12 protein-coding genes are annotated in these 17,808 nt (G+C 38.6%); 6 read left to right on the top strand and 6 right to left on the bottom strand.

The features are described 5' to 3' along the window. Positions 1 to 181 precede the first annotated feature (181 nt). Together gppA and rhlB are read right to left on the bottom strand one after the other, a co-directional pair. Positions 182 to 1,675 (bottom strand): guanosine-5'-triphosphate,3'-diphosphate diphosphatase, encoded by a 1,494-nt coding sequence (gene gppA, locus I6E82_RS17185; protein WP_197118364.1) that lies wholly within the window; start codon positions 1,673 to 1,675, stop codon positions 182 to 184. A gap of 43 nt (positions 1,676 to 1,718) precedes the next feature. Further along, the gene (rhlB, locus tag I6E82_RS17180) at positions 1,719 to 2,996 is read right to left on the bottom strand and encodes an ATP-dependent RNA helicase RhlB (protein ID WP_002960940.1); all 1,278 of its coding nucleotides are present in this window, start codon (positions 2,994 to 2,996) and stop codon (positions 1,719 to 1,721) included. 91 nt (positions 2,997 to 3,087) lie between these two features. On the opposite strand from rhlB, the gene trxA reads away from it, so the two are divergent. Next, positions 3,088 to 3,414, top strand: coding sequence for a thioredoxin TrxA (gene trxA / locus I6E82_RS17175; protein WP_002960942.1), 327 nt, complete (start codon positions 3,088 to 3,090; stop codon positions 3,412 to 3,414). A gap of 185 nt (positions 3,415 to 3,599) precedes the next feature. Further along, positions 3,600 to 4,859: a transcription termination factor Rho gene (rho, locus tag I6E82_RS17170; protein ID WP_002960945.1), complete on the top strand. Its 1,260-nt coding sequence runs from the start codon at positions 3,600 to 3,602 to the stop codon at positions 4,857 to 4,859. 64 nt (positions 4,860 to 4,923) lie between these two features. Here rho and I6E82_RS17165 read toward each other — a convergent pair whose 3' ends face one another. Then, entirely contained in the window at positions 4,924 to 7,743 is a 2,820-nt protein-coding gene (locus I6E82_RS17165) for an ATP-binding protein (RefSeq protein WP_197118363.1), read from the bottom strand. Positions 7,744 to 7,819: 76 nt separating this feature from the next. Here I6E82_RS17165 and I6E82_RS17160 point away from each other — a divergent pair, with 76 nt between their 5' ends. Then, positions 7,820 to 8,392 carry a DNA-J related domain-containing protein gene (locus tag I6E82_RS17160; protein ID WP_197118362.1) on the top strand — a complete coding sequence of 191 codons (573 nt, stop codon included), beginning with the start codon at positions 7,820 to 7,822 and terminating at the stop codon, positions 8,390 to 8,392. A 22-nt stretch (positions 8,393 to 8,414) separates the two neighbouring features. On the opposite strand, the gene dbpA is transcribed toward I6E82_RS17160, so the two are convergent. Continuing rightward, complete coding sequence (dbpA, locus tag I6E82_RS17155) at positions 8,415 to 9,803, bottom strand: ATP-dependent RNA helicase DbpA (protein WP_007580581.1); 1,389 nt, start codon at positions 9,801 to 9,803, stop codon at positions 8,415 to 8,417. Positions 9,804 to 9,994: 191 nt separating this feature from the next. Here dbpA and I6E82_RS17150 point away from each other — a divergent pair, with 191 nt between their 5' ends. The 3 genes from I6E82_RS17150 to I6E82_RS17140 all read left to right on the top strand — a co-directional run bounded on the left by I6E82_RS17150 (position 9,995) and on the right by I6E82_RS17140 (position 14,683). After that, positions 9,995 to 12,073, top strand: coding sequence for a TonB-dependent siderophore receptor (locus tag I6E82_RS17150; RefSeq protein ID WP_197118361.1), 2,079 nt, complete (start codon positions 9,995 to 9,997; stop codon positions 12,071 to 12,073). A gap of 181 nt (positions 12,074 to 12,254) precedes the next feature. After that, positions 12,255 to 13,655 (top strand): M20/M25/M40 family metallo-hydrolase, encoded by a 1,401-nt coding sequence (locus I6E82_RS17145; RefSeq protein ID WP_165726223.1) that lies wholly within the window; start codon positions 12,255 to 12,257, stop codon positions 13,653 to 13,655. 86 nt (positions 13,656 to 13,741) lie between these two features. Then, on the top strand, positions 13,742 to 14,683 hold the full coding sequence (locus I6E82_RS17140) for a tetratricopeptide repeat protein (RefSeq protein ID WP_197118360.1): 942 nt from the start codon (positions 13,742 to 13,744) through the stop codon (positions 14,681 to 14,683). A gap of 33 nt (positions 14,684 to 14,716) precedes the next feature. Here I6E82_RS17140 and I6E82_RS17135 read toward each other — a convergent pair whose 3' ends face one another. Further along, complete coding sequence (locus I6E82_RS17135) at positions 14,717 to 16,678, bottom strand: alpha/beta hydrolase family protein (RefSeq protein ID WP_197118359.1); 1,962 nt, start codon at positions 16,676 to 16,678, stop codon at positions 14,717 to 14,719. Between the two features lie 83 nt (positions 16,679 to 16,761). Continuing rightward, positions 16,762 to 17,667, bottom strand: coding sequence for a DUF808 domain-containing protein (locus I6E82_RS17130; RefSeq protein WP_024592606.1), 906 nt, complete (start codon positions 17,665 to 17,667; stop codon positions 16,762 to 16,764). Between the last annotated feature and the right edge of the window lie 141 nt (positions 17,668 to 17,808).

The following is a 17,808-nucleotide window of genomic DNA, read 5'->3' as shown; positions in this document are numbered from 1 at the left end:
CTGAGTTGTTCGTGCCTCGCTATGCGTTGGCGTTTCCCGTCTCAGTGGGGTCGCATTATAGGGAGATCCGAAAACAGATCAACCCTTTTTTGAAGAAAACTTGAAATAATGTGCTGTTCGCACACATTTGCATCGAAATGGTTACTTTAAACACTAAAAAGGCCCTGATGGGCCTTTTTAATTAGTTTACTATGAGCTTCCACCCAAGTTTACCTTGCTGTTTAGACTCTTGTTGTAGCTCGCTGGCCATTAATGGATGATCTTTTAACCAGTTACTTTCAAACTTAAGGTCTAACACTTCATTTTTAGCAGTTAACTCAAACTTAGGCAGTACATCATCTTGTCTGCGCATTGATAAGATGACTGCTATCCGTAGTAATCTCACTATATATTGCGCTAATAAACTATTTACGCCGAGTGAATTAAAACAGCCTTTTGGAAAATCAGAACGATGCGCATCTGCTACCGCTACTATTAATTTATGCTCTGACTGTGAAAAACCAGGCATATCGGTATTTTCCAAAATATAAGCGGTGTGTTTATGGTACTGCTTATATTCTATTAGTAATCCAATCTCATGAAGCTGCGCTACCGCTTTTAATAGTGGTAACCCATTTAAACGTTCAATTGGCCAATCTTTATCAATACTTACCGCTAACTGCATAGCTAAGCTTGAAACCCGACACGCTTGTTTTTGATCAACGTGATAACGACTCATAAACCCATCAACTGTGCGTTTACGAATGTCGTTATTATGAAACTCCGGAACCATGCTATATAAAACGCCTTCACGCAGTGCTCCACCCGCCAATCCCATTTTTTCTATTTCAAGAGATTCAAATAGTGCGATTAAGATTGCGAGCCCTGATACAAATACCAGTCGACGGTCTTCACTTAATCCAGGAAGGTCTAGCGCTGCAATAGTGCTAAATGCAATTGCTTGCTCTTTTATAGTGTTGAGCTTTTCAAGCGTAAGTAAATCGTCAAGGTTTTGAGCGACCATAATTTCTTGAATTGCTTGCACTGTGCCAGAAGCACCAGATGCAATTTGCCATCCCGCTGTTTTATATTCTGGAGAAATTTCATCAATGACTGTACGAGCTGCTTTTATGGCTGCGTTAAAGTTACTCTTACTTAATTGGCAGTCTTTGAAATAGCGTTCAAGATAGGTAACACACCCCATATTGAGGCTTTTGTAATGTAAGGCATCAAATGCTTTACCAATTACAACTTCGGTACTTGCACCACCAATGTCAATAACAAGCTGTTTGCCAGTACAAGATGAAGTATGAGCAACACCTTTATAAATTGTACGCGCTTCTAATTCTCCGCTAATAACATTAATGTTATGGCCAAGAATCTTTTCTGCATGATTTTTGAATACTTCGGCGTTAGTTGCTAACCGTAAGGTGGCTGTTGCTACTATGGTGATGTTTTTATCTGGGATATCTTGTAGACGCTCAGCAAAAAGGGCAAGGCATTCCCAGCCTCGCTGCATTGCTTCAGTGCTCAATACGTTATCTTTATCAAGCCCTGCGGCTAATCGGACTTTGCGTTTAACACGTCCAATTGTTTGTAGACCGCCAGCAATTGATTTGGCTATAAGCATATGAAAGCTATTTGAGCCCAAATCAATAACTGCGTACACATTTTTTTGCGGTTTAAGTTGCCCCACCGTTCAAAAACCTCTAGTTACTACTACTTATACAAACGGTCGTTTACGACCGTCCTTTTTGGTAACTATTATTTGGGCGACGTCCGCTGTTATTACTACGGTTACGTGGACCTGTTGAATAGTTGCGCTTTCTTTGAATAATAGGCTGAGTTAAATCATCTAGCAATGCTGTTTTATCATAATGTGATAAAGGAATGCTGTGCTCTATATATTCTTCAATTTCATGCAGGTTATATGCATATTGCTCACATGCAAAACTAATTGCGTGGCCTGATGCACCAGCGCGGCCAGTACGACCAATACGGTGAACATAATCTTCACAATCGTCAGGTAAATCAAAGTTAAATACATGACTTACTTCTGGAATATGAAGACCACGCGCTGCAACATCAGTCGCAACTAAAAAGTCTAAGTCGCCTTTGCTAAACTGCGCTAATATAGTTTGGCGTTTTTTCTGGTTAACATCACCAGTAAGCATACCTACACGATGACCGTCTGACTTAAGCCAAGCATATACTGTTTCACAACTGTGCTTGGTATTTGCAAACACGATTGCTTTCTCTGGCCATTCTTCTTCAATTAAGGTTAACAACAGCTTAATTTTATCTTCTTGCGAAGGATGAAATAGCTCTTCTTGAATACGTTTACCCGTTTTAACGTCAGGTTCAATTTGAACATGTTCTGGGTTTGTCATGTGCTCAAAAGCTAATTCTTGTACGCGATACGATAATGTGGCAGAAAATAATAAGTTTAAACGCTTTGATGTATCTGGCATACGATCGAACATATAGCGAATATCTTTGATAAAACCTAAATCGAACATACGATCAGCTTCGTCAAGCACGACTACCTCAATTTCATTAAGGGTGTAACAGCCTTGCTTATACAGATCAATTAGACGACCTGTAGTACCAATTAAAATATCAACGCCTTTTTCTAGTTGTGCACGTTGTTTTTCGTAATCTTCGCCACCATATACTAAACCTAAGTTAAGATTACAGTGCGGCGCTAAAATTTTAGCATCTTTGTGTATCTGAATCGCAAGCTCCCGAGTAGGGGCCATGATCAGGGCTCTTGGATGTTTACTAGGTGCTTTGCTAGATTGTAATAACCGATGGCACGTGGCAGTTAGAAACGCCAACGTTTTGCCTGTACCTGTTTGAGCTTGGCCCGCGATATCGCGTCCATCACAAATAAAAGGTAGGCATTTTGCTTGAATAGGTGTGCAATATTCAAACCCATTCTCGGTTAAACCGGCAACCACTTCCGGTGCGATAGCAAAGTCTGAAAACTTTTTATCGGTTAAATGTGTCTTAGTCATAGCGTTTAAGCATAACGTTTAAACTTGCAATAAGAAACAAGAGTGTTTAAATACGCACTAAATATTTCGCCTAACTAAATCGGAGAGCGCAATGAGCGAGAAAATAATCCAAATTACTGACGATAGCTTTGAAGCTGACGTATTACAATCTGACAAACCAGTACTAGTAGATTTCTGGGCTGAATGGTGTGGACCTTGTAAAATGATCGCCCCTATTCTTCACGAAGTTGCTGATGAATACGACAGCCGTGTGACTGTTGCCAAATTAAACATTGACCAAAATGCTGGCACACCGCCAAAATTTGGTATTCGTGGTATCCCTACTTTACTTCTTTTTAAAGATGGTCAAGTAGCTGCAACGAAAGTAGGTGCTCTTTCAAAAACTCAACTTATTGAGTTTTTAGAAAACAACATCTAACTGTAAGCTAGAACAATAAAAAGGGCTTTTTGCCCTTTTTTAAATTTATTTTGTATAAAGACTGGACGCTTTGCCAGTGAACTGCTAGTTTATAAAGCCAACTAATCCTTAGTTATATTCAACAAACCTCACTCAACGATCAAAGCGATTTTGAGTATGACAACTGTAATAAAGAACCCACCAATATGCATTTACGCGAATTAAAAGACAAGTCCATTAAAGAGCTTGTAGACTTAGCTGAGTCCATGGGGCTCGAAAACGTAGCCCGCTTAAGAAAGCAAGATATCATTTTTGCCATTCTTAAATCCCATGCCAAAGGCGGAGAGAATATCTTCGGCGGCGGTGTATTAGAGATTTTACAAGATGGTTTCGGCTTCTTAAGATCATCAGAAGCCTCTTACTTAGCTGGCCCAGATGACATTTATGTTTCACCTAGCCAAATTCGCCGTTTCAGCATGCGTACTGGCGATTCAATTTCAGGTCTTATTCGTCCACCTAAAGACGGTGAACGTTACTTTGCTTTACTTAAAGTAAATGAAGTTAACTTTGATAAACCTGAAAACTCTCGAACTAAAATTCTTTTTGAAAACCTTACTCCATTACATGCAAACGAACGTTTTCGCATGGAACGTGGTAACGGCAGTAAAGAAGATATTACAGCCCGTGTACTTGATTTAGCATCTCCTATTGGCCGCGGCCAACGTGGTTTGTTAGTAGCTCCGCCAAAAGCGGGTAAAACAATGCTACTTCAAAATATTGCACAATCAATTACGCACAATCATCCTGATGTAACATTAATGGTTTTACTTATTGATGAACGTCCGGAAGAAGTAACAGAGATGCAACGCCTAGTTAAAGGTGAAGTTATTGCATCAACGTTTGATGAACCAGCTTCTCGTCACGTACAAGTTGCCGAAATGGTTATCGAAAAAGCAAAACGCCTAGTTGAACATAAAAAAGATGTTGTTATCTTATTGGATTCAATCACTCGTTTAGCACGTGCTTATAACACCGTTATTCCTTCATCAGGTAAAGTACTTACTGGTGGTGTTGACGCTAACGCATTACATAAACCTAAGCGCTTCTTTGGTGCCGCACGTAACGTTGAGGAAGGTGGTAGCTTAACAATCATAGCTACAGCTCTTATCGATACTGGCTCTAAAATGGATGAAGTTATCTACGAAGAGTTTAAAGGTACTGGTAACATGGAACTTCACCTTAACCGTAAAATTGCGGAAAGACGTGTATTCCCAGCTATCGACTTTAACCGCTCAGGTACTCGTCGTGAAGAATTACTAACAAAACCAGATGAACTTCAAAAGCTTTGGATTTTACGTAAAATTGTTCATGACATGTCAGAAATTGATGCAATGGAATTCTTAATCGATAAACTATCGATGAGCAAAACCAATGATGAATTTTTTGATTCGATGAGACGCCAATAAAAGCGTTTTAATTGAATAAAAAAAGCGCCTTAGGCGCTTTTTTTGTGTCTGGATTAAATACAGTTTAACTTTCATTATACTTTTTAAGTACACCCTGCAGCGTATCAACGAGCGCTTTAAAGTCATTTGCACTGCTTTTTTGGCTTCTGCGTAGAAGTGCTCTGTCTAAATTTTTAGCCGATTGCGCAATTTCATCCAAACCAAACATTTGTGCAGCCCCTAAAATGCGATGGCTATCTTTTTGTAGCGCATCTAAATCTTCGCTTATAAAATGCTGCGTAATCGTTTCACTCTCCAAAGCAAAGCTCTGCTTGAAACTAATCACAAGATCGCTCATATCAACTTCATTTTGCTTTGTAGTTGGCTGATCTTCTGCATTATGTAGGTGACTAGAAAGCGCTTTATAAAATGACTCTTTGTCTATCGGTTTACCTAAATAACCAGTAAACCCTAACTCTAAATAACCATCCACTTCATGACTCATAGCATTTGCTGTTAAAGCAAAAATAGGTCGCTCAAAACCACATTGTTTTAATAGCTGAAAAGCAGAACGCCCATCCATCACTGGCATTTGAATATCGAGCAATACCAAATCTGGATATTCTTTTAAGCACTGCTCTACCGCTTGCTCACCATTTTCAACAGCAATAACCTCGAGTCCCATTGAGCGTAAATAACGACTTATTAACCTACGATTATCAGGATGATCTTCCGCAAGTACGACACGACCTGCCAATTGCTTATTTGCCTTAGGAGCACTTTGAGTTTCAATCATGCTTTGAGATTTATTTACTTCTGCGCACGGTAAAAAGAACGAAAACTGACTGCCCTTTTTGTATTCGCTTTGTACGCTGATATAACCACCCATCATCGCAGCTAATTGTTGCGATAAGCTAAGGCCTAACCCTGTACCACCAAAGCGACGGCTAATGCTGTTATCAGCTTGGCTAAAGCATTCAAAAATAAGCTTTAACTGTTTAGAGCTCATACCAATACCGGTATCTTTTACAATAATAACTAGTCCTTGCTCACTCTTATTTAATGCAATAATGATCTGCCCAGAATGAGTAAACTTAATAGCATTTGCACATAAGTTTATAAGAATCTGCTTTACGCGTATTAAATCCAGCTTAGTGTAAAACTCATTACCCACTTGATTGTCTAAAATAAGGTGTAGATTTTTTGCTTTCGCTTGGGTGATAAACATCGCGTGCACATCATTTACCAGCTCTACAATATCAAAGCACGAAATATTTAACTCTAATCTATTGGCTTCAATTTTACTTAAATCAAGTACATCATTTATTAAACTTTTTAAATGGTCACTGTGACGCTGAATTACTCTTAATTCATCTTTAAGTGACTCAGGCTCATATAATTCATTAATTAAAGCATCTGTTTGCCCTAAAATAGCCGTTAGTGGAGTGCGAATTTCGTGACTAATATTAGCCAAAAACTGGCTTTTAACATCGTTGGCTTCTCTCAGCTCTTGTGCAATTGCCTGCAATTCTGCAGTACGTTGCGTAACTTGTTCTGTTAACTGCTGCTTAGCGCGTTTTTCTGCACCACGGCGATAAAGCGCAATACCAGTTACGACAACTAAAAGTAATAGTAAAAAAGAGAATAAAGTAAGCTGAGAACGCTGCGACATTTTTAGCTCTTGCACACGGCGATCTTGTTTAAGTTTTTCTATCTCTTGGTTTAATTGCGTTGCTTTAAATTGATGCTGAAGTACCGCTAGTGCATTTATAATTGCCGTACTTCTGAGCTTTCGCAACTCACTAATATATTTTTGTTGCAAAGCCATTGCGCTTGAATAATCGCCTTTACTGGCTTCAAGAAGTGCTTTGGCCCCTAAGCTCTCTCTAATTATTCGCTCACTACCATATTCATGAGCAAGTAAAATAGCTCTATCTAAATTTATTTGCGCCTCTTCTAAGTTGCCCTTAACAAACTGAATTTTAGCCAGCGCATGTAGCGCATTAAGCTCTAAATTATGGTTATCTATTTTAAGGGCGTAGTACTCACCTAATTTAGCTTGCTCGTACGCTTCATCCACTTTTTTTAATACTAAATTAGTATTTGCTAAATTTGTATATTGTGTAGATAACTTATTGTAATCATTAGCTGAAATATAATACCGCAGCGCTAGCTGATAATAATGCAGTGCTAAGTCAAATTGATTACTCTCCATATGGGCAACACCCATATTGTTATATACCTGCGCAATACCGCTTTTATCATCTAATCGTTGATAAACCTTAAGTACATCTTGATAAAGACCAAACGCACTATCGTAGCGTGATAAGCGTATATAAACGCCTGCTATATTAAGTAGTATATCGGTTTTATCTTGCTCACTGCCGTACGCCTCGTAGATAGCTTTTGCTTTTAAATAAAACTCTAGGGTATCGCCTAGCTTATTCATATTAAAATAGGCCAAACCAATATTATTTAATAAGTTTGCCTGCTCTAGTAATTGCTTATTCTTTTCTGCTAATGCTAGGGTACGGGTATATTCAATAATCGCTTTTTGAAATAAGCCTTGATAAAAAAGTACAACACCTTGCATTTTAATTGCACGAAAGTGCTCATCAGGGAAGAAAGTATCCGAAGTATGTTGTTCAAGTAATTTAAAGTAATGTAATGAGTCTTTAAGATTATCAACCGATAACGCAGTATTACCCAATGCCGAATAAACAGCGACACGCTCTTTTTTGGAGGCATTTTTATTAGCAAGTAGCATGTTTGCTAATTGTAATTTAGGCTCCCACTGTACTTCGTTTTTGAATTGCTCAAATAACGAATCATTATTTTGGGCATAGCTAGGAGCTATTAGTACACAGCATATAGTAAATAAGAGGCATTTTAACTTGCCCAGCATAATTTTAATCCTTCAAACCGTTACTTATATCAGTGTAATCTTTATTGAAGATACACCAACTACTAGGGCCTAAACAATGCTTAACCCACTGATTGATGAGATTTTTGAGCTAATACTAACAAAGCAGGTTTGGCAAGTTCATACTTTAGCAGCAGAACTGACAAACCGCAGCGCTATGACCACTCTAGATAAAAGTCCTGAACGTGATTTATTTAAACGTAACTTTTTAATTATGAATGCACTGTACCAACTGCAGGCACAATTACGCCCTCAGAGTTTACTCATTTCAGCTCTGCATATCGAGCTTTTAGAAAAAGGAGATAATAGTTTAGTAACAACAAGCGAATATTTGCGAGATTATTATTTAGATTGGCATAATTACGATACCAGTGAAGAGCAGATTGATGAGCTTTTAAATAGCTTTTGGCGTCAGTTTAAAACGACATCACCACTACAGGCTTTAAATGAAAATGAATTTAAAGCATTGGCTTTAGAATGGAAGTTACCTGAAAATTTCACTCTTAAAAATGTTCAAAAGCGCTGGAGACAACTTGCATTACAAGTGCACCCAGATAAACCAAATGGCTGTGAAGTTGAGTTTAAAAAAATACAAACACAATACGAGCAGCTAAAGGTAGCTGCTCGTTAATCTATTAATTTAGAAGTTTAAATTAACGAGTAAGGCGACGTGCGCGTATTTTACGCCCTTTAATATTGCCTTCGGTTAATTTACGAAGCGCAGGTTTTAATGAGTTACGCTCAACAGCAACAAACGCTACGTTATCAAGTACGTTAATTTTACCCACCTGACGACCTGCAACCCCATCTTTACCCGTTAAAGCACCTAAAATATCACCTGCACGTACTTTTTGTTTTTTACCTGAATCAATCATCAAAGTAACCATTTCAGGGCGGTACGGTGGCTTGTCTAATAAATTAAATGGTGGCATTTGCTCTGGAGTAATATCACGTTCGTAATGTTCGCCTATTTGAGCAATTTTAAACGCTTCTGCTTCACCGTAAATAGAACATGCAATGCCCTTTTTACCAGCGCGACCTGTACGACCAACACGATGCACATGTGTTTGCGTGTCATGTGCTAAATGGTAGTTAATCACCATATCCATGTCGTCAATATCTAAACCACGTGCAGCAACATCGGTTGCAACAAGTATTGAAGCACTTTTATTTGAAAAGTGAATTAACGTACGTTCACGATCGCGCTGTTCTAAATCACCGTGTAGCGAAACAGCACTAAAGCCTTCATCAGCTAAATCGTCACACACTTGTTGTGTTTCTACTTTAGTATTACAAAACACAACACAGCTTTGTGGTGTAAATTTAAGTAATAATAATTTTAGCGTTGGATAGCGCTGCTTATTATTATCCATTTTGTAGAAGTACTGCTTAATTGTGCTTTTGGCTTGCTCTTCTTCTACTTTAACCATTTCTGGATTTTTAAGTACACGCTTAGCAATTGCTTCAATAGCTCTTGGGAATGTTGCACTAAATAACAATGTTTGACGATTTTGTGGAATGCGCTCAATAATTGCATCAAGTGTATCTTGAAAACCCATATCAAGCATTTGATCGGCTTCATCAAGTACCAATGTTTCAACATCATCTAAACGTAAAGTACCTTTACGAATATGGTCATCAACACGCCCAGGTGTGCCAACAATAATATGCGCGCCATGTTCAAGCGAGCCTATTTGTGGACCAATTGATACACCGCCACATAACGTTAATATTTTAATGTTATGGATACCGCGCGCTAATTTACGCATTTCAACCGCAACCTGCTCGGCAAGCTCACGAGTAGGACACAAGACTAAAGATTGAATACGAAAGCGTTTTACGTTTAATTTAGCTAACACACCCAAGCTAAACGCAGCAGTTTTACCTGAACCGGTTTTTGCCTGAGCAATGATGTCTTTACCAGCAAGTACAGGCGGTAAACTTTGCGCTTGTACAGGTGTCATATGCGCATAACCAAGTGTTGATAAATTATCAACGAGTCCAGCTGGTAAAGCCAAAGATGAAAAAGCAGTTGAAGTCACAGTAAGTTCCATAGCAATAAAAATAACGTGGGGGAAAGCCCCACTAAATATGCTGCTAATAATAGCAGAATTCGTAATTAGCAACCATTAACAAACACATAATAAAGCACGTTAACAAAAGGTGTTGAAAATGATAGTAGTTTGCATTAAGATCGCGATTGTTTTTTACATATCACTGCTGGAAGCAAACAATGAAACTGAATTCTCTTTACATAGCACTATTAGCAAGCATTACAACAAACACATACGCAAACACTACTGACCTTGAGCGTATAGAAGTAAAAGGTAGCTACTTTAACGATTACAAAGTAGATAACGCTAATGGCGCAATGAGAACATCAGCTTCATTACTTGAAACCGCACAATCTGTAACCGTAATAACCGACACTATTATTAGTGAGCAACTTGCCACTACCCTTGGCGAAGTACTTACAAATGACGCAAGCTTAACTGCAGGCTCACAACAACGAAATCGTGAGGTATTTAACTTGCGCGGCTTTGAGCTAAGCTCATCAACAGGTTATTTACGTGATGGGCATCAGCATTGGTCGCACTACCAACAACCAATCGAAATTTTACAACAAGTTGAAGTAATTAAAGGCCCATCGAGCATTTTATATGGTCAATCAGGTCCAGGTGGCTTGGTGAACATGGTTACTAAAAAGCCTACAGCACAAACACTCTTTAATGCCAGTGCCGATGTAGACCAACATGGCTCAACGCGCTTTATGGTTGATGCTGCTGGTGCCTTGACTGAATCTGAAGATTTACGTGCTCGTGGTATTTTAGTTAAACAAGATGTTGATTACTGGCGTGAATACCAAAACGGTGAAAACCGCGAGCGTGACCGCTTTTTAGGTGCTTTAGTTGTAGATTACGATATTAGCGACAACGCATTAGTACGTGTGCATTACGACCGCACAGACGACGAAGCAGGTTTAGATACTGGTGCATGGATAGACGACAATGCCAATGTAATTGGTGATGATAAAACAATCCGTGATATGTCTTGGGCGTTTACCGATATAACCGTAGAAAACCTAGGTGTAGACCTAGAAGTATTTTTAACCGATAACTGGCAAGTAAAGCTTGGCTATAACGAACAAACATTTGAACGCCAACGCTTTGAGTCAGCACCGCGTATGCCAGGTGGCTTTGCTGAAGGCGATAGTTATGAATCTCGCCCTTATGATCGCTTTGACGATTGGCAATTTAAAACTGCATTTATTGATTTTATTGGTGAATTTAAAACAGGTAGCTTACAGCACCAATTTTTAATTGGCGCAAACTCGCTTGATTATTACTACGGACAGCGCCGTACCTCTGCCGACTATTTTGATTTTTCTGCAGGACAAGCAGAACCATCTCGTCCATCAGTAAGCTATAAAACAGATGATACAGTAAGCGAAACTGAATACGACTACTACGGAATTTACGTTCAAGACTTAATTTCGTTCTCGCCTGAGTGGCAACTATCATTGGGTGGTCGTTACGACAAACAAAATAGCACAGGAAATGATAACGAGTCATTTGTACCAAAAGTAGGTGTGCTTTATCACCCAAATGCTTCTGCAACTATATACGCTAGTTACTCAGAAGGTTTTGAGCCTCAAGGTAGTGAAACACTGATTGATGAAACAGATGTAAATAACGGCATGAAATTAGATGCTGTTACATCTAAGCAAAGAGAGATTGGTATAAAATGGCAGTTATTTGATGACCGCCTAATGCTTACCAGTGCTATTTTTGATGTTAGCAAAGAAGGTACTCTTGTTAGCGAACAACTTGAGACGCCTATTGGCTCATTCACAAGTGAAACAAACCAAGTGGGTGAACAACGCCACAAAGGTGTTGAAGTAAGCGCACAAGGTGCCGCTACTGACCGCTTATTTGTTATGGCATCAACTATGTATCTAGATGCTAACTTTGAACGCGATGAAGTATTGGAAGGTAAACGCCCTACCGATGCACCAAAATGGTCGGCATCACTTTGGACGCGTTATGAATTAAACGACGCCATTGCACTTAATGCTGGTGCTTTTTACGAAGGTGAGCGCTTTGCCGATAGCGCCAATACAATTACTAAAGATGCCTATACGCGTGTTGATGTAGGTGCAACTTATAAGTTTAACTTAAGTAATACCGATATTAACTTACGCCTTAACATCGAAAACTTATTTGATAAAAGCTATTTAGGTGGTGGCGGCACTAGTAATGTAACTGTTGGCGAGGGTACAAATCTTCGTTTAGCAGCGCAATTTAGCTTTTAAATAAATGCCTTAAATAACAGTGTTAAAATATAGCCCGCGTACATTTACGCGGGCTTTTTTTATATCTAAACGTTTATACCTAACAGCATTAAACCTATTACAAAGCCTATTCATCTCATCTATTTTTTATCATGTTTGTTACATGCTCTAATAGCGCTAATTATTAAAAAGGCCTACCAAAATGAAAAAATTAATTACCGCACTGCTGCTTACTAGCAGTATGGCTGCAAACGCTAACAGCGCCGAATTTACCCAAAAGCAATTACAACAAGTAGACGAAGTGCGCACCTCTGCACTAAATAGTGATTTAAGTTATAAATTACTAGAGTCATTAACAACTGAAGTAGGCCCACGCCTTCCTGGTACCGAAAACGATAAAAAAGCCGTGGCATGGGCTCAAGCCAAATTTAATGAACTGGGCTTTGATAAAGTATGGTTAGAAAAAGCCACATTTCCTGAATGGCGCCGTTATAGCGAAAGCGGAAAAATACTAACACCAAGCGAGCAACCACTGCACTTAACTGCATTAGGTAACAGTATAAGCACGCCAAAAGATGGGATTACAGCGCCGGTTGTATTATTCGAAACACTTGATGAATTAAAAGCCGCACCGGCAAACAGCTTAAAAGGCAAAATTGCGTATATTAATTACCGTATGAACCGTGACATCGACGGGAATGGTTACGGACCTGCTGTAAAAGCACGCGGTACAGGCGCTATAGAAGCATCTAAAAAAGGCGCTGTTGCCTACATGATGCGCTCGGTTAGTACCGGTCATCATCGCTTTGCACACACTGGCGGTAGTTACTACAAAGAAGGTGTTACAAAAATACCTAACGTAACAATTGCTAACCCAGATGCAGATCAAATAGCACGCTTAGTTGCTTTAAATAAAGAAGTGTCGGTAAATATTAATGTGCAAACCGAAAGCCTTGGTGAAGGCACTGGTTATAACGTTATTGGCCAATTTAATGGTACCGAAAACCCTGAGCAATATGTATTAATTGGGGGGCATTTAGATTCTTGGGACTTAGGGACTGGCGCATTAGATGACGGCGCAGGCGTTGCACTAACAATGGCAGCCGCTAAACATATTAGCGATGTAAAACGCCCTAAGCGCAGTATTCGTGTGGTACTTTTTGCAGCTGAAGAGCTAGGTCTTTGGGGGGCAAAAGCTTATTTTGCAGAGCATAAAAACGAGCTAAGCAATATTGTTGCAGCCGCTGAGTCTGATTTTGGCGCCGATGTTGTATATGCTTTTGAATCGAACGTAAGCGCAGAGTCACTTCCTGTAGTTCGCGCTATAGCAAAAGAACTTGCGCCGTTAAATATTGAGCACATTGGTAAAAACCAAGCGAATGGTGGCCCCGATCTAATTCCACTTAAAGCAGCAACGTCAGCGCCTATTTTTGAACTTGCTCAAGATGGAACAGATTACTTTGATTACCACCATACAGCTGACGATACGCTTGATAAAGTAACACCTGCTAAGCTTCGTCAAAATACCGCTGCATACGCTGTATTTGCTCTAATGGCTGCCGATGCAAAAACCACTATCAAGCCTAAAGCTCAAAATAAGTAATAACAGACATACTTACTTACAGTTTGTAGCTTTAACTAACACGCTTCTTGTTTTACCTTTAGGTAATTAAACAAGGAGCGTGCTTTATGTTACTTTTCAACACGAGTGAATCATTTCCACATTTTGCACAAATAACACGCTGCCCTCACTGCCAAAGCGACGCCTACCATTTAGTAAATAAAAGCCGCTATTTACGATTTAGCATTTTACCTATGCTTGCCTTAAAATTAAGCTATAAACGCGAGTGCTATCAATGCGGAAAAAGCGAACCTGTTAAAATACCGCAACTACCGTTAATAGAAAAACTAAGCCTACCTAAATACTTTATTGGCGTATTTTTATTGCTTTGGATTGTTTCGTTTTTTTATCAACAACACCTAGATACCGAGACTCAAAAGCAAAGCTATTTGAATACACCTAAAATATATGACACCTACTTAGTACACGCCGACAAATTTACACACGAACCCTGGACCCTAACCAATTTAAGAATTGCTCAAGTTTTAAGTTTTGATAAGCAGTTTATTACCTTTCAGATAAGCAACTACAGCTATAAACGTAATAATAGTATTACCTTGGCAATGCGTACCAGCCAACTAATTCAAGACAATTACTTCTCCACTAAAACAATCACTCTCCCTCGTGATGAAGTAAAGCGTTTGTATAAAGACGAAGCTATTTATGACGTGCTGCGACCTTATGCCAACAGCCTTTATGGCGGGTTTGTGATGTTTCCTCCCAAACCTAAGCCACTATATAAAGGTTTAAAACTCGATAAAAACAATCAACAAGGCATTAATTATTTTAAAGATAAGTTGTTTTTTGAAGCATTTAATAGCTTTAAGCTAGCTGCTGAAGCGGGTTCTCAATGGGGACAATTAAATTTAGCGCAAATGTATCGTGATGGTCAGGGAATAGCTCAAAATTATCAACAGGCTATTTATTGGTATAAAAAGGCCATTGAGCAAAAAAATACTAAAGCACAATTTGAATTGGAATCTCTTTGTAAAATAGCTAACTGTGAATAAAGCAGCAAGTATGTTACTTGCTGCTTTAATATTTTATAACTCTAAATGTTTATCTAAAAAATTAATTACTTGTTTGTAGTAAGCAGTTCTGTGCTCTTCTTTGTAAAAACCATGGCCCTCATCCTCCAATAACACGTACTTATAAGGATGGTTAGCCTTTTTCAATGCAGCAATTAATGATTCGGCTTGTTCAATAGGGGCTCGTGCATCTTCACCTGCGTGAACTATGAACACAGCTGCTTTAAGCTTATCTATATTATAGCTAGGTGAAAATGCCTTCAAAAGCGTTTCATCAGTGCCTAAAACGTTTTCAAGATAGTTTTGTCCTGTACTACGCCCTGAAATATCACCTTCTTCAAACATTAGCGGTAGGTCATAAATACCAACTGTGCCAATTGCACACTTAAACATGTCTGGCTCTAAAATGGCGCTCTGCAAAGCTGAATAAGCACCAAAGCTTGATCCCATTATACAAATGTTGTTTTTGTTTACCGTTCCATTAGAAATTAAAAACTTAACACCATCAATAATATCAAACTGAATATCAGAACCCCACTTTTGGTAACCTGCTTCTTCGAAGTTTCGACCAAACCCACCAGAACCTCTAAAATTAACTCTTAGTACAGCCATTCCCCTACTTGCTAATAACTGTACCTCAGAATCATAACCCCAATAATCACGAGGGCCATGTGGACCGCCATGAGGCATTACAACTAGAGGTAAGTTTTTATCTTCTAGACCATTAGGAACAGTTAAATACCCATAAATAGTTAAACCATCCCGAGTTTTATATTGAATAGGTTTTGTCTTTGAAAGCTCATTTTCGTTCAGCCAGCCACGCGCTGAAAATAATATTCTTAGCTTATTTTGTACCCCATCGTATAAGTAATATTTACCAGGGTTGGTATCACTTGATGCGTAAATAACATTAATATCGCCATTAGAGGTGCTACTGACTAACTGCACTTGGTCGCCCTGCAATGCTTCTATCAAAGACTTTAAACGAACACTTTTATGAGAGTCTTTATCTATAAAAGCATAGTTTGGATAACCTAACTCACTTTCTATTGCAAATAATTCTTTTGAAACTTCATCAACCCACACTCTTTTTGGAGATACATATTGTTCTTGATGAACTAATTCAATTTCCTTAGTATTTAAATTTAGTTTATATAATCCTTCAGCCTCTCCACCAACAGAAGCAGTCATATAAATGTTGTCACCAGACTTATCAAAAGCTTTTAGTCTAATATCGCCATAACTAACCTCTCCTAAATTTAATTTCTCCCAGTCACCGCCATCTTTTGCCTTAGTATGTATTTTTGCATCTATATAATTATCTGTAGATACTGAAACTCGAACATTACCATCATGATCAGTTAAAAATTCAGCCATACGTGATGGAGACAAAGTAACTTGCTTCCTTTTGCCCGTATATACATCTACTTCATAGACAATAGTATGCGGTTCATTACTCGAGGTCCAAGGATAGGTAACTACTAACATTTTTCTTTTGTTAGTAACTAAGGGATCTAATACAAATGAAGTTCCGTATAAAGGAGTCTGCCTTTTAAGGCGTGTACCTGTTTGCATTTCACCATGGTAACCAATTAGATATTTACCTCTAGCTCCATTAGCATTTACGCCAAATATCTCACCATGATATTCAGGGTGGTCTTGCCACCCTTTTAAATACTCTTTAGTAACAACAACTCGTTCATTATTAACCCAATGATAATCACCAACTTGAGCATTTCCTTCAAAGGCAACTGCATGAAGCATTTTAAACTTTTCAGTATCAAAAATAACAAGCGCATTTTTACCTGCAACTTTATTTATAACCGCTAAATACTCGCCGCCTGGAGAAATAGTAGCGTGATTAAACTCTTTATTTTTACTGAAGTACTCCACGGGGATTTGGGGCTGCTTTGAGAAGCTAAAAAAGCTTACAAATAACAGAAGTACTAACAAGTTACATCTTAAAAGAAAATTCATCATAATTCCCTGTATTAACAAAAAGAAGTCATAATATATAAAGTCTTATAAAATGTAACGAAAATGATAACTCAATGTGTCTGCTATTTTTTAAATAACTTTGTATAACTTACATGTATAAGCACAACAACTAAGCCGGCAATAACACCTAGCAAACCATCAAACAAGAGAGGCGCTAATACTTCTCCTGTGCCGCCAGCAACAGACTGAGCATAGCTTGTTACATCCACTTGAGTATGATGCAGTAACTCAACACCATGCACTAAAATCCCGCCGCCTACTAAAAACATTGCAATGGTGCCCGCAAATGCTAAAAACTGCATCAACCTAGGCGCTGCTGCGAGTAAGCCTTTACCAAGTAACTCTTTAAATTTATTAGCTGACACTTTAGATTGGTTGAGTAAATAAAGCCCGGCATCATCCAGCTTTACAATACCGGCCACTAAGCCATAAACGCCAATCGTCATTATAATTGCGATAACACAAAGCACTAAAGCTTGGTTAAGTAATGTAGCGCCTGCCACAGTGCCTAAAGTAATAACAATAATTTCGGCAGAAAGAATAAAGTCGGTTCTTATTGCCCCTTTTATTTTTTGTTTTTCATACTCAACTAAATCTAATTTTTCATCTTCATCTACCACTTCATTGTGATGAGGCAAAAACTTAGCAAATACTTTTTCAGCTCCCTCAAAACACAAAAACAAACCACCCATCATTAAAAGCGGTGTTATTAACCAAGGCAGCCATACGCTTATTAATAAAGCAGCGGGTACGAGTATCGCTTTATTTAAAAATGAGCCCTTTGCCACAGCCCAAACAACCGGTAATTCACGCTCTGCTGCAACACCTGTAACCTGCTGTGCATTGAGCGCTAAGTCATCGCCTAATACACCCGCTGTTTTTTTTGTTGCTACCTTACTCATTGTCGCAATGTCATCAAGTAAAGTGGTTATATCGTCTAATAACGTTAAAAGGTTAGTGCCTGCCATAAAGCTTCCGAGCTCAAAAAATATTGCTATAAACATAACGTAAAGCGCTACTTTCACCAACGGTTAATTTTGCTTTGTTATTCTTACATTAGATTAAAATTTTGCCCTGTGTTTTAACTAACTTTTAAAGAAGATGGGAGG

This window comes from Pseudoalteromonas sp. NZS11 (assembly GCF_015864765.1).
GTDB lineage: Bacteria > Pseudomonadota > Gammaproteobacteria > Enterobacterales > Alteromonadaceae > Pseudoalteromonas > Pseudoalteromonas arctica.
This window is presented reverse-complemented; position numbering and strand designations above follow the sequence as displayed.